This window comes from Flavobacterium sp. (genome assembly GCF_965277525.1).
Taxonomy (GTDB): Bacteria; Bacteroidota; Bacteroidia; order Flavobacteriales; family Flavobacteriaceae; genus Flavobacterium.
In genome coordinates, this window is the sequence record NZ_CBDIDC010000002.1 from 408,094 (window position 1) to 432,592 (window position 24,499).

The following is a 24,499-nucleotide window of genomic DNA, read 5'->3' on the forward strand; positions in this document are numbered from 1 at the left end:
ATAAAACTAAAAATGGAGACATTAGAACATGAACATATAATTCATTATACATCAGACGATCACTTAGTCTGGGCAGAATTATATGAAATAAATAATCAAAATATGATGAAATATGCATGTAAAGATTATATAAAAGGATTTAATGATTTGAAGATACCAACTTTTAAGATACCTACATTTTATGAATTGAATACTATTTTAAGTACCTGTTCTACCTGGACAATTGTACCTGTATCGGGTTATTTGGCATCTGAGGATTTTTTTAAATTAATTAATAGAAGAAAATTTCCAATTACTCAAAGAATTCGTTCTAAAAACGAGATTGAGTTTAGCGAACTACCAGATATATTTCATGATATTATGGGGCATGTTCCAATGTTAAATAGCGATGTTCATAATTTATTCTCAAAAACGATAAGTGATATTGCTTTACAAAATTTAGACAATCCTATAATTTTAGAAAAACTTTCAAACCTATATTGGTATACTTTTGAAACGGGTCTTGTAAAAGAAAATGGCGAAATTAAAATTTTCGGCGGAGCAATTCTTACGTCATCTAATGAAGTTAATAACGTATTTAAAGAAGACACAACAATTTTACCTTTTGATGCTGAATTAATAATGTCTTCTTCATTTGATAATTTAAACGTTCAATCTACTTATTTCATATTAGAATCTTTTGATCAATTAAGTGATGCGTGCAAAAAGTTATCTATTATTTATTCTAATTCTGCTACAAAATGAAAAAGTACTATTTAAAACAAAACGTTCAGGTCGAGCCATTAATTAATTCATGGTATGCATGGATACAGATTTTGCCACCTGGTCCGGCAGCTATGAATATTATAAGACGACATATTCCAACAATGCAATCCTTTGTTGAAAATGCAGAAATTCATGAGATAGCAGTAAATGACCCAAAGATGAAAGGAGGGCCTTTTATTGATTTGCCTGCATCGCGAGTCAATGAAGTGAGTGATTTATTGGTAAACACAATTATGAATACAAGAGAACAAAACTTGTTTGCACAATCTGTTACAGAATTAGATGAACTTTTAAAAAATGAAGGAAATGGTTATTCTCTTGAGCCGCTTTATGATAAAATACCAGAAAGTTTAAAAGGACTTGTAGAGCTTTATTATGATCGCCATCATAGACCTGATTTTAGATTTTATGAACCATTGCTTTATAATTCAATATTTTATAATGAAGGTTTTCAAAGTATATCTATTTCATTAATCGAAAATGATAAAGACAGATCGTTTATTTTTTCTACTCCAAGACTGCCATGTGAGAAAACTGTTGATCTTCCAATTGCCTTCAAAGATACAAGGTTAGATCAATTATTCAGTATGAAGAATGAAGGAGCTTCACTGGATCAAATCATGAATCTTTTCGATTTAAACTCTAAAGATTCTGACTTATTTAAGTCATTTTTTACTGAAGAACAGCCTGATGAGTATGAAAAATACGAAGGTGAAAATCTTCGCATACGATATTTCGGACATGCATGCCTTCTTATAGAATCTAAAGATGTTTCTGTATTAATAGACCCTGTGCTTAGTTATTCTTATGAAACTGCTGTATCCAGATATACCTATGCAGATCTTCCGGATACCATAGATTACGTTTTGATCACCCATAGTCATCACGATCATATCTTAATTGAAACGATGTTGCAAATCAGGCACAAAGTAAAAAATATTGTAGTGGGAAGCAATGTTCCCGGACAGATACAAGATCCTAGTTTAAAATTACTATTAAGGAATTTAGGGTTTAAAAATATAATAGAGCTGGCAGAATTAGAGGTTCTGGAATCTAAAGGGGTAAAAATAACCGGAGTACCATTTATAGGAGAACATCATGATTTAATGGTACATAGTAAGATGTGTTACCATATCGAATTAAATAATCGTTCAGTTCTTTCTCTGGCAGATTCATGTAATATTTCGCCTTTGCTGTATGAACGCATTCAAAAAATAGTAGGCAATATAGATGTCTTATTCTTAGGAATGGAATGTGACGGTGCTCCGGCTTCATGGGTTTATGGCCCGCTTTATTCAAACAAACAAGAAAAGGAAAAAGACAATTCTCGTAGAGGAAGAGGATGTAATAGCACTGAAGGTATGGGACTTGTGCATCTATTTAATCCATCAGAGGTTTACGTATATGCAATGGGAGCCGAGCCTTGGATTGCTTATATTTTAGATGTTCATTATACTCTACAAAGTAATCCTATTATAGAGTCAAACAAGCTTATTGAGCAATGTAAAATAGAGGGCAGGTATGCTGAGCGAATATTTGCGGAACGCGAAATAGTTATTAATAATCAAGTAAAATTAGGCTAATATGAGTTTATTCTGGAAAAATCAAGCAAATGGATTTCCTGTACCCTTTAAAATAAATAATTACCTTTTATCAGAAAAAGAATATGAATCCAGAGAATTAAGGCTTGATCTTGATAAGGATATTTTTGAAATAATTTTAAAAATGTCTGAAGGAGAAGTTTTAGCAGAATGTACATTGGCACTAACATCATTATATCTTATTATTGAGCAACTAACAGGGGCTGAGAAGATAATATTAGAGACAAATATTCCAAATATTCTTAATAAACAGCAACAATCTTTATTACCCTTGTTTTTAAATTTCTGTAAACACGAGAGTACAATAAAAGAGCATATTATAGAAACTAAAAACATTTTAGTTGATGCAATTAATAATCAAATACCCTTTGTACATCAAGTATTAGGATTAGAAAGTGATACACCAAGAGTAAGTGATATTTGTTTTTTTTATGGAAATATAGATGAAATTACAGATAAAATTAAAGCAGAATTTGAAATTATTGCAGGTTTTTCTAAGTTGGCGAATGGTAGTTACAGCCTTTTCATTACTGGGAAACTGAGCAATACGCCAAAATTTTATGAAGAGTTAATTAATGGTTGGAAACATTTTTTAAATTCTTTTACTAATACATCAAAATGTTTACACGAATCTGCTTTTAAAATTTCCAGTATTAGTTCAAATCATAACGATTTTTGGTTTAATGGAGGATTTGTTTACAATGAACAGGGTAATAACGTTATAGAAGTTTTTAAAAATGTTTGCAGTAAAAACTCAAAAAATACGGCTGTTGAAACCCCAACTACCAAAATTACTTATGAAGAACTGGATAATATTTCTGATCAGGTCGCTGAATATCTCTTAAAGAAAATTAATATTAAAAAAGGGGATGTAGTGGCAGTTATTTCAGAGAGAAATGAAAACATCATTTCTGGAATGCTTGGAGTTATGAAGGCAGGAGCAGTGTATCTTAATATTAATCAGGAAAATCCAATAGCAAGAATTAATGAAATTGTACAAGATGCAAATGTAAAAGTAATATTGGTTGAGTCAAAAATATTGAATTTAGTTTCGTCATTAACAAATATTCCACTTGGTATCTTAGATATGCAATTTAAATTAAATATGGATTTTAATTTTGATTGTAATGTAGTTATTAACGAAGAGGATTTGGCTTATTTTGTTTATACAAGTGGTACGACAGGAAAGCCAAAAGGTGTACCTATCAATCATGGTGGAATTTTAAATTCGGCTTATTTTCATACAAAATTATTTGAAGTAAACCCGACAGATGTATATTTGCAGTTTATGTCTACTTCTTTTGACGGTTCAATCCTGGATATTTTAACCACTTTATTAGGAGGAGCTTCTCTCTTGTTACTGGAGTCTACTATCTATAAAGATATTCATATTGTAAATGAATTTATAAGAGAAAAAAAGGTCAACATCACAACAATGATCCCTAGTTATTTAAATCTTATTGATCAAGATAATCTAAATAGATTTAAAATAATTGTTAGTGCGGGTGAATCATTTGGCATGAATTGGATGAAGGACTTAAATAGAGATATTCGTGTTTTTAATGGATATGGCCCTTCAGAAGTTGCTGTAAACAGTACTATTTTTGAGATTGATACAACAGTAGTTTATAAAAATATTCCGATAGGAAAAATAAGTCCCAATAAGGAAGTATTTATTGTTGACAAGAAAAAAAATAGTGTAGCAAAAGGAGTAATAGGAGAAATTTTGATAGGAGGTAAAGGATTAACCTCAGGTTATCATAATGATCAAAAACTTACAGATGAAAAGATAATAACAACGTCTTTATACGCAGATAATCTTTATAGTACCGGAGATATGGGTGCCTGGACAGAATCTGAAGAAATCATTTTTTTAGGGCGTTTTGATAACCAGATAAAAATTAATGGCTTTAGAGTTGAACTTGGTGAAATAAATTATGCAATTGAGTCTTTACCAAGTGTAAAAAGATCTCATGTCATGATGGATAAAACTACCAAAACATTAGTAGCTTTTATAGAAAATATTTCAAACGTATCGGTAGAGGCGCTTCAGATGAGTTTATCAAAAATTTTGCCAAACCATATGGTTCCTGGAAAATTTCTGCTAGTAGATAAATTGCCACTTACTATTAACTTAAAAATAGACGAAAGAGCTTTACAGCAATTAATAACTAATGAGAAAGAAACAGATGTAAAGCTCGAAATGTCTCCTTCTGAATCAAAAATATTTGATTTATTTAGAGAGATATTAAAATCTGATTATGTTCCTGTCGATAAGAGTTTTTTTGCTTTGGGAGGCGATTCAATAAAAGTAATTCAATTAGTTCAAAAAGCAAATCAAAAAGGCCTATTGCTTGATACTTCAACTATAATTGAACACGAAACAGTTAGAGATATTGCAAGGATTATTGACAATAGACTTCTTGATATTGAATTAGATGATAGCAATAAAAAAATTGATATAAAATATCTTGAAAGATGGGATAATCAAATTGATTTTTCACTTTTTGAACGTGGTGTCGAAGAGGTTTTTCCTGTTCTTGATATCCAAAAGGTTATGATTGAGAAATCTGGGAAATCAGTATTTCATAAAAACGGAATATACTATTGTAAATCTTTATGGCGAATTAAAGAGTCTAATAAACAAATTGATGTTGTTAAAAGTGCGATACAGCAACTTTATAAAGAATTCCCTAACCTTAGACAGACCTTTTATAAATCTAGTATAAGCGGTGAATTATTTCAGGTAATCTTATCAAAAAATGATCAATTTTTAATTGAAATCATTGATTTGAAGAATTCGGAAAATAAAGAAGATATAATTGATGAGCTGTGGAATGAAGTATCAAATTTTAAAATTGATGATCATTTAAGACCATTTTCAACTTTTAAGATTTTAGACGTTTGCGAAGATGAATTTATTTTAGAAATGAGTGTTCATCACGTTTGTATCGATGGATGGAGCGCGGTAGAAATTAAAAACAGATTTTTTGAAATTTATAAATGTTTGCTTAATAATATGCCTATTGCAGTTAAGATACAAGAAGTAACAAGTCAAAAAGAAGCCTTTATAATTCAACATCGACTCTTGGATGATATAGAAATAAAAAAGTATTGGGACTGGAAAATTGAACAGTTCAAAGATAAAAAATCTGTATTATGGGATGAAAATAAATTAAGCAATCCCTATACTAAATTATTTTCATTGTCAAATTCAATAGCTGCAAATCTTGTTGATATCGCTAAAAGAGAAGATGTTTCACTAAAGTTGATTTGCTTAGCAGTTCAACGTAAATTTAATTCATTGATTCAATCTGGTGCAAGTGAAATTAATGTTGTCTGCAATGGAAGAAGCGAGTCTCTTTCGGATCCATTAAAGGCAACAGGTCTTTTTTGGAATTTTCAACCCTTAATTTTTGATGATGGAGAAGAGACCAATATTCGCAACATATATGATCAGTTAAATGAATTGGAGCAATATGCTGCATATCCATACTCGAAAATTATGTCCTTTAATGACGGAAATGAGATAAGTTCTTTTTGCTTTAATTTCGTTAGTTTTCATAATCAGGTACTTGTCGACTCATCAGATATTACACTTTTAGAATACAGATCTCGGGATCGTTTTCATTTTCCATTTACTTGTACTTGGTCAGTTGATCCTTCAGACCAATCCAATATTAATCTTCGAATAGAAACCTTTAGTGAATTTATAGAGCCAGATCTTTTAAATCATTTGTTAACAGAATTAAATAATAAAGAATTTTTTAGAAATTTTAAAAATATATTTCATGAAAAAATATGATGTAATTATTGTAGGTGCAGGCCTTGCAGGATTGTCTTTAGCAAGACAATTAAAATTAAAAGATTCTGATTTACGCATTGCTATTTTAGAGTCCAAAACTTTTCCATACGAATTAGGAACACATAAAGTAGGTGAATCAACAGTAGAAATAGCAGGATATTATCTTGGGCAAAAGCTTGAGTTAGACGATTATTTAAAAGAAAATCATTATTTAAAATTTGGACTTAGGTTTTTTTGGTCCCCAGAAAACGAAGATTTTTCTAAACGACCAGAAATAGGATTGTCAAAAAGGACCAGCTTTAATTCTTATCAGATTGATCGCGGAAGATTAGAAAACGATTTGTGTGAAATGATATTAGAAATGGGAGTAGAACTATTCACTAATATAAAACTTAATGATTTGGTCGTAGATAAAGAGTGTAATAAAGTGCTTTTTAGTATAGACGAAGTTGACTATGAGTTTGGTGCTAAATGGGTAATTGATAGTGCCGGGCGTCAAAAATGGCTAATGAAAAAATTCGATTTAGAAATAGACGATAATCAAAAAAGAAGTTCTGCGTGGTTTAGAGTTAAAGGTGATTTCAAAGTTGATGACTTTGTACCGAAATCTAATGTTGAGTGGCATAGTAAAGTTAAACACGAAAGATTTTATGGAACAAATCATATTTTGGGTGAAGGATATTGGATATGGGTTATTCCATTATCATGCGGAATGACAAGTGTTGGAATTTGTATTTCAGAAAAGCATCATAATTTTAATACAATTAGTACACGAAAAAGAGTTGATTCTTTTTTAACGGAATTCGATCCATTTTTACAAAAGAAGTTACAAGGTTTTGAAGTACTTGATTTTAAGGTAATTAGAAATTTTAGTTATTCATCAAAAAAAATATTTTCAACAGATGGATGGGCATGTACTGGAGATGCAGCTGCGTTCCCAGACCCATTTTATTCACCGGGATCAAATCAAATAGGATATACAAATACGATACTTACCCATATAATTACTGAAAATATAACATGCGAAAAACGAATTAGTGAATATAATGAGTTTGTTTTGTCTCAAAATGATTGGTTAAGTTATAATACTTACACAACGTATGATTATTTTGGAAATCCACAAGTCAATAGTCTTGCATATTTATGGGATTTAGTTACAGGTTGGGCACTTGGGGTTCCGTTGATGTTTAATGATTTATATCTGGATCCAGAAACTTTTAAAATCAGTAAAGAGGTAATTGATACATTTTATGCGTTAGCTATAAAAATGAAAAATATATTTCTTAAATGGAATAAATGTTCAAATGGCACTTTTACTTTTGATTTTATAGATTATTATCATATACCATTTATTACAGAAATGTATGATCGAAATGTTAAGAAAGATAAAAAGCTAGAAGACGTTATTGAGGATTTAAAATATTCTATGGTACAGCTTAAAAAGATGTCTTGTGCAATATTTCATTTAATTATAAAAGATATTGATCCTGAAAATGAAAATTTACTTCTTGATTTTCGATTGAATCCTGAAGAATTAAACTTAAATGAGTCAATACGTAATAATTCTGCTTTGTTTGAAAACGAATTAGTTGATTATAAAATTATTTATCAGCAATTATATGATTGTTTTCTTCATAAAGAAGTCGTACAGCAAAATGCGGAAATCAGTTTTAATCTTAATCTATAAAAATGATCCATTTAAGAGAGCATTTACCAGAGGATTTTACAGCATTAAGATCAATTTTTAATGATCCCGATGTAATAAAATATGTAAGTAAAAATTATTGTTTTTCTGATGATCAATTAAAAAAGATGATCAGTCCTGATGAGGAAGTAAAAAACATTAAACAATTTTCAGCCATATACAATGAATGTATGGTTGGAAGTTGTATGTATAAATTTAATAATGAAATGAATTTTTATGAAATTGGGTATGCCGTCTTAAAAGAACATCGCGGAAAAGGTCTTGCACTAAAAATCACTAAGAGTTTAATAGAAAAAATTAAAAGTGATGATTGTGTAAAAGAGTTATATGCAAAAGTAGCACTTGACAATGTAAATTCAGTACGTGTGTTAATTAAATTAGGAGCTAAGAAAGATAGAGAGGTAAATTATGATGGTTCAATTGAGCTGATTTATAGAATATTTTAAGAAAATTAAATGATGAAAACTAAAGTAAAATATATTACCAACGTAGAGAAAGTAGAAGAGTTAAGTGAAGGAGAGAAAAAAATTTACACAGAAATTTCTGAAAAGTATGCTTTCAGAACAAATTCATATTACAACAATCTTATTGACTGGTCTGACGAAAATGACCCATTGCGAAAAATTGTTATACCCGACAAGGATGAAACAATAAATTGGGGAGAACTTGATGCATCTTCAGAATCTGCGTATACAAAAGTTCCGGGGTTAGAACATAAGTATAATACCACTGCCTTATTACTTTGTAATGACGTATGTGCAGCTTATTGTAGATTTTGTTTTAGAAAACGCCTGTTTCAGTCTGATAACGAAGAGGTAGAAAAGGATGTCTGGAAAGGAATAGAATATATTAAAGAGCATTCTGAAATTAATAATGTTCTTCTAACAGGAGGAGATCCGTTAATGTTAAGTACAAAAAGACTGATTCAAATATTTGAAGAATTAAAGCAAATACCTCATGTTAAAATTGTCAGGCTTGGTACAAAAGTATTAGGATTCAATCCGTTTAGAGTTTTGGAAGATGAACTTTTTTTAGAAATGTTAGAAAAATATTCTGAGTCTTTTCAGATTTATTTTATGTTACATTACAATCATCCAACAGAGTTAACAAAAGAAAGTATTGATGCAATTAGGGCTATAAAAAAGAGAGGAGTAACTACTGTAAATCAAACTCCTATTATTAAAGGAGTAAATGATGATCCTGAAGTTCTTGGCAAATTAATGGAAGAGCTATCATTTGTAGGTGTAATACCATATTACATTTTTACTTGTAGACCAACTGAAGGTAACTTTGTCTATGCTGTGCCTATTGAAGAAGGTTTTAGAATTTTTCAGGAATCCAAAAAAACAAGTTCAGGATTGGCTAAAACAGCACGTTTTGTAATGTCTCATTCAACAGGTAAAATTGAAGTACTAAGTATTAATAACGGGAAAGTAATTTTGAAGAAACATAATTTTCCGGATCAAGATGATAATGAAGAGATTATGATTTATGATTCTAATCCAGAGGCCTATTGGTTTGATGATTATACCAATCTTGTCGCTTTACCTGATTTAGAGACTACTTTAATAGTATAATTTTTTAATTATAAGTCAAGATATAATTCATTGAACTTAGGTTAGAAAAATAAGTAAGGATAAAAATAAATAAGTAAAAATTAATTTTAAAAAAAATGGCTGTCAAATATTGTTTTTTGAGCTATTAATTTAATTTTTCAAATAAAATTAAAAATGAAAGTTATAGCATTTCCTTTTGCAGGGGGCAATAAATATTCGTATCAAAAATTTTCTCAAAACAATTCAAATTTTGTTGTTATAGAATATCCAGGGAGAGGTAAAAGAATTAAGGAGGAATTAATAATTGATATTAATTCACTTATAGAGGATCTTCTCCCTCAAATTAAGAATGAAATAAATTCTTGTGACGATTATATTATTTATGGTCATAGTATGGGAGGTTTAATAGGGTATTTAATTTGCCATAAAATCGAACAGCTAGGTATAAAGAAGCCTTTAAAATTTGTTGTAAGCGGCAGAAATCCTCCTTTTTTTAAAAAAGGAAAGATGATTTCATGTTTTTTAAATGAAGAATTTTGGAAGGAAGTTACTAAGATGGGGGGGATTCCTGATGAAGTCAGCAATCACCCTGATCTGATTGATTTTTATTTGCCAATTTTAAAATCAGATTTTACAGCAGTTGAAAACTACAAACATGTATTGGAAGGAAAATTAAATATACCAATAGATGTGTTTTATGGATCAGATGAAGGAATTAAAGCTGAAGACATAATTGGATGGAAAGATATGAATACACACGAAGTTACAATTAATCAAATGATAGGAAATCATTTTTTTATTTTTGACCATATCGACTTTTTTAAAGACTATTTTTTATCCACAATCAAGCAATAAATTTAACTTTTCGTTTAAAGAAAAGAAACGCCATTTTACGACATCAAAGAAGATTTAGTTGTATGGTACCAGGTTTATAATGTCTTATTGTTATTGTAAAATTAACAAGGGATAAATACTATTAGTGAGGTTAAAATTCTTCATGAAATAAAATTAATAATAATAATAATATAAAACAAAAATATGGTTTCATTATCAAATCCTCAGATTACAAATTTAGAATTATTCATACATGTTGCTTGTGCAATTGTTGTAATCATTATTATGGCAAGGGTTGTTGGATCATTAATGGTTTATATAAAGCAGCCTCGTGTAGTTGGAGAAATGATTGCCGGAATTCTATTAGGCCCCACCTTTTTAAGCACCATATTCCCTGATTTTACAAACTATTTGTTTGATGATACAAAATCTACAATTTACATATTAGGAAATATAGGTTTATCAATTTATATGTTCCTTGTTGGTATTGAAATCGATTTTAGAAAAGTTGATAAACTGCTAAAAAAGCAATCCTGGATTCTATGTATAGTTGCCACTGTAATCCCTTTTGGAGTTGGAGGACTGGTGTCCTGGATGTATTTTGACCAATTAGCAATATTTGGCACAACGGAAATGATATTCATGATCTTTATGGGAACGGCATTATCTATTATGGCATTTCCAATGCTTGCCAGAATTCTTGATGAAAAAAAAATTATTAAAACTAAACTGGGAACGCTTGCTTTATTATCAGCTAGTGGACAGGATGTAATAACATGGATTTTATTAGCGTTTATTATCTCCTTAGCAAAAACCGGAAGTTTTAAATCTGGTATAATTACGCTAGTTGGCGCTGTCATTTTTGTGGGTTTTGCGTTTTTTATTGCAAGGCCTCTTTTGAAAAAGATGGCTCGTAATATTAATAAAAAAGGTATAGTTAATCAGACTCATTTTAGTATTGTAATCGTTACTCTATTAATTAGCGCTATTATTACGGATAAAATTGGTCTTTATAGTGTTTTTGGCGGATTTATTATTGGGTTGGCAATGCCTAGAGAAGATTTACTTATCAACGAGGTAAAAGTAAAATTAACGGACCTAACTGTAGTGTTTTTATTACCATTGTTTTTTGCGTTTTCAGGCCTCAAAACAAATTTCTTGAAATTATTTGCCCCTGAGTTTTTGATACCTTCTTTAGTTATTGTCCTATTAGCTTTTGCATGTAAATATATTCCTGTATTACTTAGTATGAAGATCACAGGCTATTCATGGCGTGAATCTTCTGCAATAGGCGGGTTAATGACCGCTAGAGGTTTAATGGAATTGATTGTTGCCAGTATTGGACTGGAGTATGAAATCATTGATCAAAATACGTTCTCAATTTTGGTACTGATTGCTGTTAGTACTACATTGACTGCAATGCCAATCTACAATCTAAGTTTAAAAAAACATAAGACAAATGATAAAATTGCAAAGCAAATCGAGAATAAAAAAGATAAAGTTCTTGAAATAGCAAGTTAAATGGTTTTTTGAGAGCGTTGCCAACGCAAAAAAAAAGTCAAGTAAAACAACAACAATAATTATGTTTAAAATTTCAAAAAAAAACATCCTTTGCCTTTTATTATATGCTTTACCAAATACACTATTAAGTTTTGGTATTTTATACATTATAAATAATGTTATTTCCGGCAATAAAGAGTTTACAGCAAGCTATATAGGAATTGTATTTGTTTCAATTGTTATATATACTTATCTGTTAAATATTTTTTTTCAAAAAAAAATCAACGAACGCTCTTTTGAAATATTATATGAAAACGAAAAAAAAGTATTTGATAAAATATTAAAAACACCATTAATTACTATTGAAAAATTGGGATCTCAACGATTCTACACAGCAATCGAGGATTTAAGGATGTTCTCCTCTTTTCCCGAAGTTATTACCCATTCTATCAATTCTTTATTGATGTTACTGCTTTGTATGATGTATTTATTTACTTTATCTGTATCAGCTGCTTTGGTTGTTATTGCCTTAATAATTTTAATAGCTGTTGTATATTTTTTCGTAATAAGTTCGATGTCTCAAAAAGTAGGCATTCTTAGAAAATATAATGAACATTATTATAAATATGTAGATGATGTAATAAAGGGGTTTAAAGGGTTTAAATTAAGTACTCAAAGAAGAGAAAAGTTAATGTATGAACATTTATCTCCAAACAGAGAAAATGCAAAAGAACTGGATTTTAATATAAACTATGTTTTTTTATCCATCAATTTGATAAGCCAATACGGATTGTATTTACTTATTGGAGTTATACTTTTTTTATTGCCTGAAATTGGGTTATTAAAAAAAGAAGACATCATATCCTACGTAGTTATTTTATTGTTTATCTCAGGACCAATTAACAATTTAATCAATATGCAGAATATTTATACTCGGTTAACTGTTGCCAATACCAGAATCAAGAAATTCATAAAGGATTTTGATACTACTGAAGTAATTAATTTAACTCAAAATTCAACTCCTGAGATGTTTAATTCTTTAGAATTCAACAATGTAAGTTTCAATTATGAAAATGATTCAAAGGAAAAAACTTTTGCTTTAGGGCCTATAAATATTTCGATAGAAAAAGGAGAAACAATATTTATAATTGGAGGAAACGGAAGCGGGAAAAGCACCTTTATTAATATTCTAACAGGTTTGTATAAACCATCAGAAGGTGAAATAGTTTTAAATAATGAAACTATTAATCAGGATGCTTCTGTCCAAAATCTAATTTCCGCAGTTTTTACAGATAACCATATATTTTCTCATAATTATGATGATTATTCATTAGAGCAAAATACTGATTATCAAGAGCTGTTAAAAGTAATGGAATTAGATAAAGTCATTGTCGATGATAAGGAGGAGTCAGCAAGACGAGCTTTTTCTAAAGGACAAGGCAAGAGAATGTCAATGATTTTTGCTCTTTTAGAAAACAAACCGATTTTAGTTTTAGATGAGTGGGCAGCAGATCAGGATCCGCACTTTAGAAAATATTTCTATGAAGTTTTAATTCCTAAATTAAAAAAAGAAGGAAAAACAATTATAGCGGTTACGCACGATGATGCCTATTTTAAGCATGCTGACAGAATAATTAAATTTGATTATGGTCAAATTGTAAAGGACCTTAAAATGCAGAAAGAGCTTTTGACTACAGAAAGCTTGTGGTAAACTTTAACCTTAAAGGGAAACAAAATAAATAAGCAATAGCGAACCCCATTTTTTTAGATATGAAACTTACTTTACCACAGCAGGATATATATTTTGATCAGCTACTGCATCCCAATGAACCTATATACAATATTGGGGCTAAAATTGAAATCAAAGGACATATAAACACTGAAATATTTAATAAAGCATATATTGAACTGATTAACCAGCATGATGCTTATAGAATTGTTCTTGGCCAAGTTCAGGAAAATGTAACAAGCAAAATAGTAGACGAACATGCTTCTAAATTAGGATTTATTGATTTCTCTAAGAGCGAGAATCCGGTTGAAGAAGCTACACTTTATATGCAAAAGGAGTTTATGAAACCTTTTGATTTGTTTGGTGAAAACTTGTTGCATGTTTTTACTTTGGTTAAAGTAACAGATGATTATCATTATCTATTTTCGGTTTATCATCATATAATAACTGATGGTTGGGGAACCTCTTTAATGTTTCAGAGATTGGTTCAAAATTATAATGAGATCTTTGAATTTGGAGATGTTAGAACAGTATATCCTTTTAGTTATAAGGCTTTTATAGAAGATGATGCTGCCTATCAAAATTCTGAGTCATTTTTAGAAGATAAAAAATATTGGGTACAAAAATTTCAGTCTTTACCTGAAAATTTGTTTGATAAAATCGATGATGCTATTCAAATTAATAAAAGCAGTCGCAAAGAATTAATTATTAAAAGAGAGGTATATAATCAATTAAATGGTTTAGCTTCGGACTATAAATGTTCCACTTTTAATTTAATTCTGGCCATTTTGTATACTTATTTTGGTAGAAAACACCAGAATACTGATTTTGCAATAGGTCTGCCCGTTTTAAATAGAAGTAAATCTACCTATAAGAAAACAGTTGGTCTCTTTATGGGAATTTCGCCTTTAAAAATCGCTCTGGATTTTGATGCCTCTATTGCAGATTTAATCATCGATATAAAAAATCAATTGCGACAGGATTATCGCCATCAGAGATTTCCATTAGGTAAACTAATTCAGGAACTTCAGGTTTTTAATGAGAAAGAAAGGTTATTTAATATTACGCTTTCTTACGAAAAGCAGAATTATGCCACTAATTTTCAAAATACACAAACCAGGGTAATTCCATTAAGCCATCAATCAGAGCGAGTAGGATTAGCCATCTATATTAGAGAATTTGATGAAATGGAAGATGTCAAAATAGACTTTGATTATAACCTGAATTATTTTGATGATTCAAGAATAACAGAAGTTGTCTATCATTTTGAAAATTTAATTAACGCTATTCTAACCTGTCCTGATAAAAAACTAAAAGAGTTAATCTATTTAACGAAAGAAGAAGAACATCAGGTACTAGTAGAATTTAACAATACAAAAGCGGATTACCCAAAAGATAAAACAATAATAGATTTATTTGAAGCACAAGTAAGGAAAACTCCGGAAAAAGAGGCAGTAAAAGATGATCATAAATCGTTTTCTTATGCTGAACTTGACCAATTATCAAATCAGATAGCAGAATATCTTGTTGCAAGTTTTGATGAAAAGGATAAATCACCAATTGCAGTTTTATTAGAGAGATCCGCTAATATGATAGCTGTTTTAGTAGGCATATTAAAATCAGGAAGATCTTATATCCCATTAGATCCTGCTTTCCCAAAAGGACGATTGAGTTACATTGTTGATAATAGCCAAAGTAAAGTAGTTATCAGCGAAAAAGAGTATGAATTAGAAGGAGTTGAAAATGTCGCGATAGTATCGTTAGAGAATGTTTTAGCAGGAATTAATGCATTCGAAGGTAAAAAATCCACCGTCATTTCTCCTAAAAATACAGCTTATATCATTTACACATCAGGTTCAACCGGAAACCCGAAAGGAGTTGAAATAGGGCATCAGTCATTGCTTAATTTTTTGACCAGTATTCAGCAAAAGCCAGGAGTTGGTTCAAATGATATATTATTTTCGGTAACAACATCTTCTTTTGATATTTCAATTTTAGAATTTTTTACGCCTTTAATATCAGGAGCCACTTTATATATTGCGAACCACGATATTTTATCAGACCCTAATTTTACTATTCGAAAAATAGAAGAGATACAACCCACTTTAATTCAGGCTACACCAAGTTTTTATCAAATGCTGTTTAATGCCGATTGGCAAGGTAATAAAAAATTAAAAGTACTGTGTGGAGGTGATTTATTAAGTGAAGCATTGGCTGAAAAATTAATCAACAATAGTTTAGAAGTCTGGAACATGTACGGGCCAACAGAAACTACCATTTGGTCAAGTATAAAAAAAATAAACCATCCAAAAGATGCATCCAATATAGGAAAGCCAATAAATAATACACAGTTTTATATTTTAGATTCTTTTTTAAATCCCAAACCAATTGGAACGCCTGGAGCAATTTATATAGCAGGAGATGGTTTAGCGAAAGGATATTATAAAAACGACGTTTTAACAAAGGAAAAAATTATCAAAAATCCATTTAATGAAACTAGTTTGCTTTATGAAACTGGTGATGTAGGGAAATGGACTGATGATGGAGAAATCGAGTTTTTGGGCAGAAATGATAATCAGGTTAAAATTAGAGGATATAGAATTGAACTAGGAGATATAGAGTCGCAATTAAATTTAATAGAAGAAATTCAGAATTCAGTTGTAATTGCTAAAAAAGGAAACCAACAGGAAGCTTTTTTAGTGGCTTATATTTTAAAAAGAGCAGAAGTTGAAACAGAAAAGATTATTACAACATTAAAGATCAATCTTCCTTATTATATGATTCCAACTGCAATCATTTTTGTAGAAGAATTTCCGCTTACACCAAACCAAAAAATAGATAGAAAATCTTTATCTCAAAGAGATATTCAGCAAAGCATAAATAATGATGATTACAAAGCGCCGATTTCCAATTTAGAAAAAAGACTATCCGAATATTGGGCAGCTATCTTAAATACTAAAGAACCTATAAGTATAAATGATAATTTCTTTGCTCTGGGCGGACATTCATTAAATGCCGTTAAATTGATAGGATTAGTTGCCAAAGAGCTTTTGTATGCTATTACCTTAAAAAATATTTTTGAATACCCTACTATTGAGTTGTTGGCTAATTACATAAATGCGTTGACACCAATTCAATCAATTGCTATAACATTATCTAAATCTAAAGATTTCTATAATTTAACCCCAGCTCAATATAATATTTGGCTAGCCTCTCAGCAAAAAAATAGTTCAATAGCTTATAATATGTCTGCAGGTTATAAGATTGAGGGTAATTTAAATTTGAATAAAATCACAAAATCTATAAACACAATAATTAGTAAATATGAAGTTCTAAGAACAAATTTTATTGAAGTAGATGGAATTCCTTATCAAAAGATTAATGCTGCTGAAAGTGTAAAGTTTGAAATTTCTATCGATAAACTAAAAAGTGAAAAAGTAAAAGAAACTATAGACCAATTAATTAATAAGGAGTTTGACTTAGAAAAAGATTTATTAATAAGAGTCCAACTTATTCAATTAGAAATAAATCAATTCATATTACTTTTTTCTACACATCATATAATAATGGATGGTTTATCATTAGAGATTTTTATCAAAGAATTTATTAAAAATTATAATGAAAGTAATTTTTTAAATACGTCAGAAGAAAACATTTTGAAATTTCAATTTAAAGATTATTCAGAATGGTTTACTAAAACATTGGAAGATAATGCCTTTAAAAATCAAAAATTTTGGAAAAATTATCTTCAGGATTATCAACCTAAAGATTCTTTTGACAGGGATTTTAGTGTCGAAGACAATCAGCAAAGAGGAAGTAAATATTTGTTTGAATTAACACCTAATACTACCTTAGCTTTAAAGAAATTAGCCCTTGAGGAACAAGTCACTTTTTACACCATTTTAGCGACGGCATTAAATATTTTGATTTATAAATTCTCAAATCACAATGATATTTGCATAGGAACTGTAAACTCAGGAAGAAATATCCCGGAGTTAAATATTCAAATAGGGATGTTTGTTAATACGCTTATTTTAAGAACTAAAATGGGTTCGAAGCACACTTTTGTTGATTTATTGAAAAGCACGCAAAAAGATTTGTTGCAAATTGATGATTACCAAATTGTTCCTTTCGAAAAAGTATCTCAATCTATTTTTGATGTTATGTTGGTATATCAAAATCCAGAGTTTTCATTTGAAAATATTGATAAATTAAATGATTTCAAATTAACTTCTTATCCTGTTGATGGCAAATTTAGCAGAATGCCAATTGTGTTTAATTTGTTTGAAAGTGATAATAGCCTGAAAGGTAGTATAGACTATAACTCTGATTTATTTGAAGAGAATACAATTCAAATTATTGCTCTAAAATATTGTAAAATTTTAAACGAAATAAAAACTAATCGATTGATGAAATTGGATTTAATTGATGATAAATTAGAGTTTGAAAAGAATACATTATTAGATTTTGATTTTAATTTCTAACACACACTTACAGTTTTGATTTACATCTATTATTCTTATTTGTCTGAAGAAAATCACGAAAATTTATTAAAGATTTATCTCCCAAAATTTTCAGCCGATTATCAAGAGAAAATTAAACGATATAGAAGATGGCAAGATGCACAACTGTCACTTTTAGGAAGAATATTGCTGTTTAATGGGATTGAAGAAATCTACAAGCATAATCCTCATGATAAAGTGATGAAACACACTAAATATAATAAGCCATATTTTGATGATGATTTATTCAAGTTTAATATCTCCCATTCAGGAGAAATAGTAGTTTGTGTATTAAACGATGAGCATGAAATAGGTATTGATATTGAAATAATATCAGAGATTGAAATAGATGATTTTAAATTTCAGATGACGGAAAATGAATTGGACAATATTATTTTTTCAAATAATAAAATAACCTCTTTTTTTGAATATTGGACTCAAAAAGAAGCCGTGATAAAAGCACAAGGCCACGGACTAACAATCCCGCTTAAAACATTTGAAATTTTTAATAGTACAACCAGAATCAATGATGAAAAATACAATTTGAAGGAAATAAAAATTAACGAAAAATATAAATGTTATATCTCTTTAAAAGGAACAATAGGTGAAATTTATTTAAAAGAGAAAAAGATACAATTCCTAATAACTTAATCAAAAAAAATGAAAAATCTAGTTAGACTATTTCTTCTGCTAATTATGTTACCAACTTGTTTGTGTGCCCAAACGAATGTTTTAAAATTAGAAAAAACAACTTCTTTTTTCCCGAAAGAAGAAGTTATTAATCAAGATAATATAGAATGGGGATATTTAAGTGTTCCTGAAAACTGGGATAAACCTTCTGGTAAGACAATTAAAATTGCAGTTGCAATTTTAAAACACACTTCAGGCAGCATGAATTTAAATCCAGTTGTTTTTATAGAAGGTGGGCCAGGAGCCGGTGGAATTGAAGGAATTTGGAGTTGGCTAAAACATCCGTTAAGAGAAAAAAGCGATATTATTTTAATGGATGTTAGGGGTACTGGCAATTCTTTACCTAAATTTTGTCCGGATTTAGGAAAGAAATTTTTAGAGATATTAGCAAAAAACCAGAATAGCACACAAGATGAGCAACAAAAATCCCTTGCTGCTATGTCTTGTAAACAGGATTTATTAAATCGGGACATTGATTTAAATGCCTACAATAGCACATCAATAGCAAAAGATTTAAATGCTTTGAAAAAAGTATTAAAGTATAAGAACTGGAATGTTTATGGGGTTTCTTATGGCACTTATACTGCTCAGGTTTATGCAAATGATTTTCCTCAGGATATTAAGTCATTGATTCTGGATTCTGCGATTTCAGATATTGCTCTGTATTATAATCATAATACAGAGAATTACATGAATAGCCTTAAGAAAGTTTTTAGCGCCTGTGCAAATGATCCTATATGTAATAAGCAATATCCAGATTTAGAAAAGGCCTATTATGAAACAATAGAAAAATTAGATAAAAATCCCATTACGGTTAAGGTAGACAAGAAAATAATTGCTAATGGAAAATTTACATATAATGCAGAAGATTTTAAAATTGCTATTCAACAATCCCTATATCGTAAAAAATTAATAGAAGTATTGCCCTTATTAATAACCGAATTCAATAAAGGAAACAAAAGTACATTGAGTTCACTCGTGGCTGCTTTTTCAGGAGCTTTAGGTTTAGATTATGGGCAGTATTATTGTGTGAGTTGTAATGAGGTTATCCCAAATAATTCAATTTCGGCGTTTAATGCGAATGCTATTAATTACAAAAAACTAAAAGGAGGTTTGTCTTTTTACAAATCAGATTTTCTAGTATGTAATAAATGGAATTTACAAACAAATAAACAATCAATTATAAAAGATTTATCTAATCTATTAAAATTAAGAGTACCGGTATTAGTATTTTCGGGAGCATTTGATCCTATCACTCCGGCATTAAACGGAAAAATTACTGTTGGCAAGTTCAAAAATGGCTTTTTAGTAAATGCTCCAATTTCGGGTCATGCACCTAGTTTTTCAAAAATTGGATTTAAAATTGTTGATGAATTTATAAAAAATCCACTTCAAAGACCTAATACAAAAGAATTGGAATTAGATAATAAAGTGCAATTTGTTACTGATGTAAAAATTAGTAAAGGAGTTTCTAATTTGGCGAATAGTTTAAATGAATTTAATCTATTATTTTTTGCGCCATTTTTTATCGCGATTATTATCATATTAATTTCAATTTTCAATTTTTGTTATTTGTTAATTAGAAAAAGAAAAGATACATTTCAAAATAAACTCATGATGTGCTTACTTGTGATAACTTCTTTATTTGGTCTGTTTGCAGTTATTGGATTTGTTTTAGCTATAAATAATACTGCTCAAAACAATTTTTACATACTTGCTTTTGGAATACCAAAACAATTTGATTACTTATTTGTAATTCAAGGTGCTTTTATAGTATTTTCTATGATTTCAATCCTTTACTTTATTCTTAAAATCAAATCTATTTCAAAGGCAAGTGTTATTGCAACAATCTTATTTTCTTTATCTCTTATCAGTGTTTATTTTCAATATTGGGGATTCTTCTTTTAGAAAAAATTGGATTTGCAAATAAAAGTTAAGATAGATTTTCCTGAATCACTTCCCTCTTTTATTTGTAAACTTTTTTAAGGATTTAAACTTACAATATTTATATTTAGCCAAGAAAGGCTTAATAAAAATTCGACTTTTATGGGGTTATAACATATTCGAACCTAAGCTTGTCAGGCCTTGGTTTTGTTGTGTTTGTGTTTTTCAATATACCCATGTGCCACGATTCTGCCACAAAACTTAAAGTGGTGAAATATCTTTAAAAAAGACCTAAACTTTTTGTGGCAAAAAAAATAGCTGCTTGTGAGATAAAGAACCCAGGTTTCTCATGAAAACAGCTTTGCTATCTTTTACTGAGAATTTTAGCAAACTCTTAAAGGGTGAAATAAATGATGCTCTTCTGATTTCTGTTTCTCTTTGGAAGATAATTTATATAACCGTAATCATTTAGGTCTCCGGTACATCTGTGATAGGTAACAGGGCCGCTTATTTTAGCAGTCTTCATAATTTCATGCCTGTATGCTTTAATAGGATTAATGTAGCCTGCAGCAGTTCTGAATTGTAGTAATGCCGCAAAAATTCCAATATGCGTAATGCTATTGCGCTGGTCTTTTTCTATTGCTTTGAAGAATCGCGTTAAAGGGTTTAGCTGGTCCATTACTCTTGTTATTTACTTGTGTTTTTTTCCTGAAACGGCGCCAATAGGGCTTTTTTTTTGGAGCTTTTCCCGCTATCCGTTCTAATCTTTTGCGCCGAACCCCGGCACAAAAGGATTTCCACTGCTATCGGGGCTAGGGCTGCTGATCAGCCCTGTTTTGTTTTGGAGAACTGCATATTGGAACCCAATTGTTGTACTTGTAATCAATACTCAATTTTTGTTTTAAAAATACCATAAGCCACAATTCTGCTTCTGTCGCATCTAAAGCTAAGTTTTATCTTTGCTTTTTTAATTCTTAAACTCATCAATACTAAAGGTCATTGCTATCCGAAGTCAATTATACTGCAGGCCTTATATTTTAAGCTTAGGTTTACATTAAGCTATCGGGATGTTGAAGAGATCATGAAAATGCGAGGAGTTTCTGTTGATCATGCTAGTATTCAGTGCTGGGTTTATAAGTTTAGACCTTTGCTTGAGTAAGAGATGAAGAAGAGAAAAGGCAGAGTGGGGGCGAGTTGGAGATTGGATGGAACCTATATCAAAGTAAAAGGCATTTGGTGTTATTTATATCAAGCGACAGATAAATTGGGCAATACAGTAGACTTTCTTTTGACCAGAAAAAGACAGAGAATCAGTGCTTGGTCATTTCTAATTAAAGCAATTAATAATAACTACAAGCCAAGAGTAATAAATATTGATAAAAGCGGTTCAAATACTACCGCTATCAAAGTCTATAACAAGCGTTCATTTCAAAGATTAAAATCCGACAGTGTAAATATGGCAACAATATTGTAGAACAGGACCATCTTTTTATCAAGTGGCGCATACAAAACGGATTAGGTTTTAAAAGTTTTGAATCGGCCAGACGAACCTTGAGCGGAATTCAAGTTGTAGATATGCTGAGAAAGAACCAGATGATTGGACCAGGGATAACTATGTTTAAATCATTCTGTAAAGTGGCGGGCTAACTTTTAAATGACTTAAATTTTTATATTTGATTCTGGCAGATGCGACAGAACCCATAGAGCAAAAGTGAAACTTTAGTTTAAAGAAAACATACGTTTATTAAAATGAAGTTTAAATTATGAAATATTTAAAAGGCATACTAAAGATGCTTCCAAATTAAATTTTAAATTTACTGGCTGAAACAAAATTAAGAAAGTTAATTACTTATCTCAATATGTTCACATGCAAGTTACTCGCCCATTTTAATGAAGAACTTAAACATATAAATGTACATACAATTAGAAGAATATTTTAAAACAAGAACTGAAATTGACGATAAGACACTTTCTCATATCTCTTCCTACTTTAAAATTAAAAAGACCAAAAGGAACGAATTTCTGTTGGAAGAAGGCGCAATTTGCAAACATTTCTTCTTTGTAAATAAGGGTTGTATACGACTTTTCAACATTAACAACAATGGAGAAGAAGGAACGAGATATTTTCATTTTGAGGATTCTTTTGGAACCGCGTTACCAAGTCTCATCAATCAAACAGCGTCGTACGAATTTATGCAGACTATTGAACCTTCGGAATTGTTGGTTATAGAACGTGACGACTACTTTCATTTGGTTGAAACTGTTCCACAGTTTGCTTTTATTTACAGAGAAATTCTGGAATCAGCATACCTAAAGTCTCAGGAACGTATTTATTGTTTTCAAAGTTTAGAAGCCATAGAAAAAGTTCGTTGGGTTTTGACAAATCAATCAAAATGGTTGACAAGAATATCAAATAAAATGGTTGCATCTTATTTAGGACTTACCCCTCAAACATTAAGCAGATTAAAATCAAAGCTGTAAAAATGTGAACATAGGACAATGTTTACAAAAAATACTCTGGTCATCTTTGTACTTCAACAAACAATAAAAAAGTTCAAATATGATTTTAGTAACTACGCCGACAGGCAACACAGGCTCAATGATTCTACGACAATTAATAGAGCGAGGACAACAGGTCAGAATTTTTGTCAGAGATCCCGAAAAAATATCAGCTGACATTTTAGAAAAAGTAGAAGTTTCAACCGGCTCTCTACTTAATGAATCTGAATTTACAGAAGCATTGCAAGGATGCGACACGCTCTATTTTTGTGTACCTCAGAGCAACACGCAAGAAGATGTAAATGCCTACTACGAAAGCTTTGCTAACGTAGCTTCAAACGCAATTAAAAATGCAGGCACAGAAAGAGTTGTTTATTTGTCAAGCGGTGGGAAGGAAAGCAATTTGCAGGCAGGTCTTATAACAGCACTCCATAAAGGTGAAGATATCATCAATCAGTCAGGTGCATCAGTCAGGGCATTGCGCTGCCCTGTATTTTACGAAAGCATTTTGTATCAAATTACATCATTAAAAAAAACGGGAATGTTCTTTTTGCCCATCAACGGAAATTACAAAATGCCACAAGTTGCGGTAAAAGACATTGCGTCGAAAGCTGTAGAACTTCTAATTGATAAAACCTGGGCAGGTGTAGAAGGATATGCGATTCAGGGTCCGAAAGATATCAGCTATAGCGACATTGCAATTCAACTGAGTGAATTGACAGGCAAACCGATCCGTTTTCAGCAGGTTTCAAATGAAGACTATATTAAAACACTATTAGGACAACACCATACATCGGAAGCATTTGCATTCTCTTTAACTGAAATGCTGACGGCAATTGGTAATGGCCTGTATGATGCTGAGCCGAGAACAGATGATACTACGACAACAATTAAGGACTGGATGATTGAAAATGTAGTTGATAAAATAAAATAAGGCTGAACAAAGAAGAAACCTGCAAATGGCATTGGTAACTTAACTTTACATTTATCCTCTTTTGAATATTTTATTTATTTTTGATACCTGCCAATCGACAGTTTCACATTATAATTATGGCAGAAATTCTGTTCTGCATCACTTATCAAGTTATTTAAGAAATCAAAAGAGGATAAATACAAACAAAACAAATAGATTATGATCAAAGTATGTATTGCAGGAGGAGCAGGTTGGGCTGGTTCCGAACTGAGCAAAGAAGTTTTAAACCATACAAACATGCAACTTGTTGGAGCACTTTCGAGAAACAACAAGGGCGAAAATTTAGCTGAAATACTTAATTTAGGCTCCAGAAATATTCCAATTTTCGAAGATATGGAAACCACTTTGTCAACAGTAGATTTCGATGTTTTAGTGGATTAAAAAAAACAATAATGTAGACAATTGAGATAATAATTCATATGATTGCCAAATTTTTGGAGCAAAAAGTATCAAGTA

Annotated in this window: 18 protein-coding genes; 17 read left to right on the forward strand and 1 reads right to left on the reverse strand. The window is 30.3% G+C overall.

Going from position 1 to position 24,499, the window contains the following annotated elements; genetic code table 11:
- Positions 1-12: 12 nt before the first annotated feature.
- The 12 genes from ACQY44_RS03830 (at position 13) to ACQY44_RS03885 (ending at position 20,595) form a co-directional block, all read left to right on the forward strand.
- A complete protein-coding gene (locus ACQY44_RS03830; protein WP_428229091.1) occupies positions 13-744 on the forward strand; it encodes a hypothetical protein in 732 nt (243 codons plus the stop codon).
- Positions 741-2,348, forward strand: coding sequence for an MBL fold metallo-hydrolase (locus ACQY44_RS03835; protein ID WP_428229092.1), 1,608 nt, complete (start codon positions 741-743; stop codon positions 2,346-2,348). The genes ACQY44_RS03830 and ACQY44_RS03835 overlap by 4 nt, the downstream gene beginning before the upstream one ends.
- Position 2,349: 1 nt before the next feature.
- Entirely contained in the window at positions 2,350-6,171 is a 3,822-nt protein-coding gene (locus ACQY44_RS03840) for an amino acid adenylation domain-containing protein (protein ID WP_428229093.1), read from the forward strand.
- Positions 6,158-7,858, forward strand: a complete 1,701-nt coding sequence (locus tag ACQY44_RS03845) for an NAD(P)/FAD-dependent oxidoreductase (protein ID WP_428229094.1) — start codon at positions 6,158-6,160, stop codon at positions 7,856-7,858. The genes ACQY44_RS03840 and ACQY44_RS03845 overlap by 14 nt, the downstream gene beginning before the upstream one ends.
- A gap of 2 nt (positions 7,859-7,860) precedes the next feature.
- Positions 7,861-8,322, forward strand: coding sequence for a GNAT family N-acetyltransferase (locus ACQY44_RS03850; protein WP_428229095.1), 462 nt, complete (start codon positions 7,861-7,863; stop codon positions 8,320-8,322).
- Positions 8,323-8,334: 12 nt separating this feature from the next.
- Positions 8,335-9,453 (forward strand): KamA family radical SAM protein, encoded by a 1,119-nt coding sequence (locus ACQY44_RS03855; protein WP_428229096.1) that lies wholly within the window; start codon positions 8,335-8,337, stop codon positions 9,451-9,453.
- 153 nt (positions 9,454-9,606) lie between these two features.
- The gene (locus ACQY44_RS03860; RefSeq protein WP_428229097.1) at positions 9,607-10,287 is read left to right on the forward strand and encodes a thioesterase II family protein; all 681 of its coding nucleotides are present in this window, start codon (positions 9,607-9,609) and stop codon (positions 10,285-10,287) included.
- 183 nt (positions 10,288-10,470) lie between these two features.
- Positions 10,471-11,787 carry a cation:proton antiporter gene (locus ACQY44_RS03865; protein WP_428229098.1) on the forward strand — a complete coding sequence of 439 codons (1,317 nt, stop codon included), beginning with the start codon at positions 10,471-10,473 and terminating at the stop codon, positions 11,785-11,787.
- A gap of 61 nt (positions 11,788-11,848) precedes the next feature.
- On the forward strand, positions 11,849-13,477 hold the full coding sequence (locus ACQY44_RS03870; protein ID WP_428229099.1) for a cyclic peptide export ABC transporter: 1,629 nt from the start codon (positions 11,849-11,851) through the stop codon (positions 13,475-13,477).
- A 59-nt stretch (positions 13,478-13,536) separates the two neighbouring features.
- Positions 13,537-17,979, forward strand: coding sequence for an amino acid adenylation domain-containing protein (locus ACQY44_RS03875; protein ID WP_428229100.1), 4,443 nt, complete (start codon positions 13,537-13,539; stop codon positions 17,977-17,979).
- Positions 17,980-18,018: 39 nt separating this feature from the next.
- Positions 18,019-18,648 carry a 4'-phosphopantetheinyl transferase family protein gene (locus ACQY44_RS03880; protein ID WP_428229101.1) on the forward strand — a complete coding sequence of 210 codons (630 nt, stop codon included), beginning with the start codon at positions 18,019-18,021 and terminating at the stop codon, positions 18,646-18,648.
- Positions 18,649-18,657: 9 nt separating this feature from the next.
- Entirely contained in the window at positions 18,658-20,595 is a 1,938-nt protein-coding gene (locus ACQY44_RS03885; protein ID WP_428229102.1) for an alpha/beta fold hydrolase, read from the forward strand.
- 370 nt (positions 20,596-20,965) lie between these two features.
- Here ACQY44_RS03885 and ACQY44_RS03890 read toward each other — a convergent pair whose 3' ends face one another.
- Positions 20,966-21,250 (reverse strand): hypothetical protein, encoded by a 285-nt coding sequence (locus tag ACQY44_RS03890; protein WP_428229103.1) that lies wholly within the window; start codon positions 21,248-21,250, stop codon positions 20,966-20,968.
- 483 nt (positions 21,251-21,733) lie between these two features.
- Here ACQY44_RS03890 and ACQY44_RS03895 point away from each other — a divergent pair, with 483 nt between their 5' ends.
- The 5 genes from ACQY44_RS03895 to ACQY44_RS03915 all read left to right on the forward strand — a co-directional run bounded on the left by ACQY44_RS03895 (position 21,734) and on the right by ACQY44_RS03915 (position 24,424).
- Positions 21,734-22,045 carry a DDE-type integrase/transposase/recombinase gene (locus ACQY44_RS03895; protein ID WP_428229104.1) on the forward strand — a complete coding sequence of 104 codons (312 nt, stop codon included), beginning with the start codon at positions 21,734-21,736 and terminating at the stop codon, positions 22,043-22,045.
- Between the two features lie 17 nt (positions 22,046-22,062).
- Positions 22,063-22,218: a hypothetical protein gene (locus tag ACQY44_RS03900; RefSeq protein ID WP_428229611.1), complete on the forward strand. Its 156-nt coding sequence runs from the start codon at positions 22,063-22,065 to the stop codon at positions 22,216-22,218.
- Positions 22,219-22,482: 264 nt separating this feature from the next.
- Positions 22,483-23,052, forward strand: coding sequence for a Crp/Fnr family transcriptional regulator (locus ACQY44_RS03905; protein WP_052483674.1), 570 nt, complete (start codon positions 22,483-22,485; stop codon positions 23,050-23,052).
- 79 nt (positions 23,053-23,131) lie between these two features.
- Positions 23,132-24,004 carry an NAD(P)H-binding protein gene (locus tag ACQY44_RS03910; protein ID WP_428229105.1) on the forward strand — a complete coding sequence of 291 codons (873 nt, stop codon included), beginning with the start codon at positions 23,132-23,134 and terminating at the stop codon, positions 24,002-24,004.
- Positions 24,005-24,202: 198 nt separating this feature from the next.
- A complete protein-coding gene (locus ACQY44_RS03915) occupies positions 24,203-24,424 on the forward strand; it encodes a hypothetical protein (protein ID WP_428229106.1) in 222 nt (73 codons plus the stop codon).
- Positions 24,425-24,499: the final 75 nt, after the last annotated feature.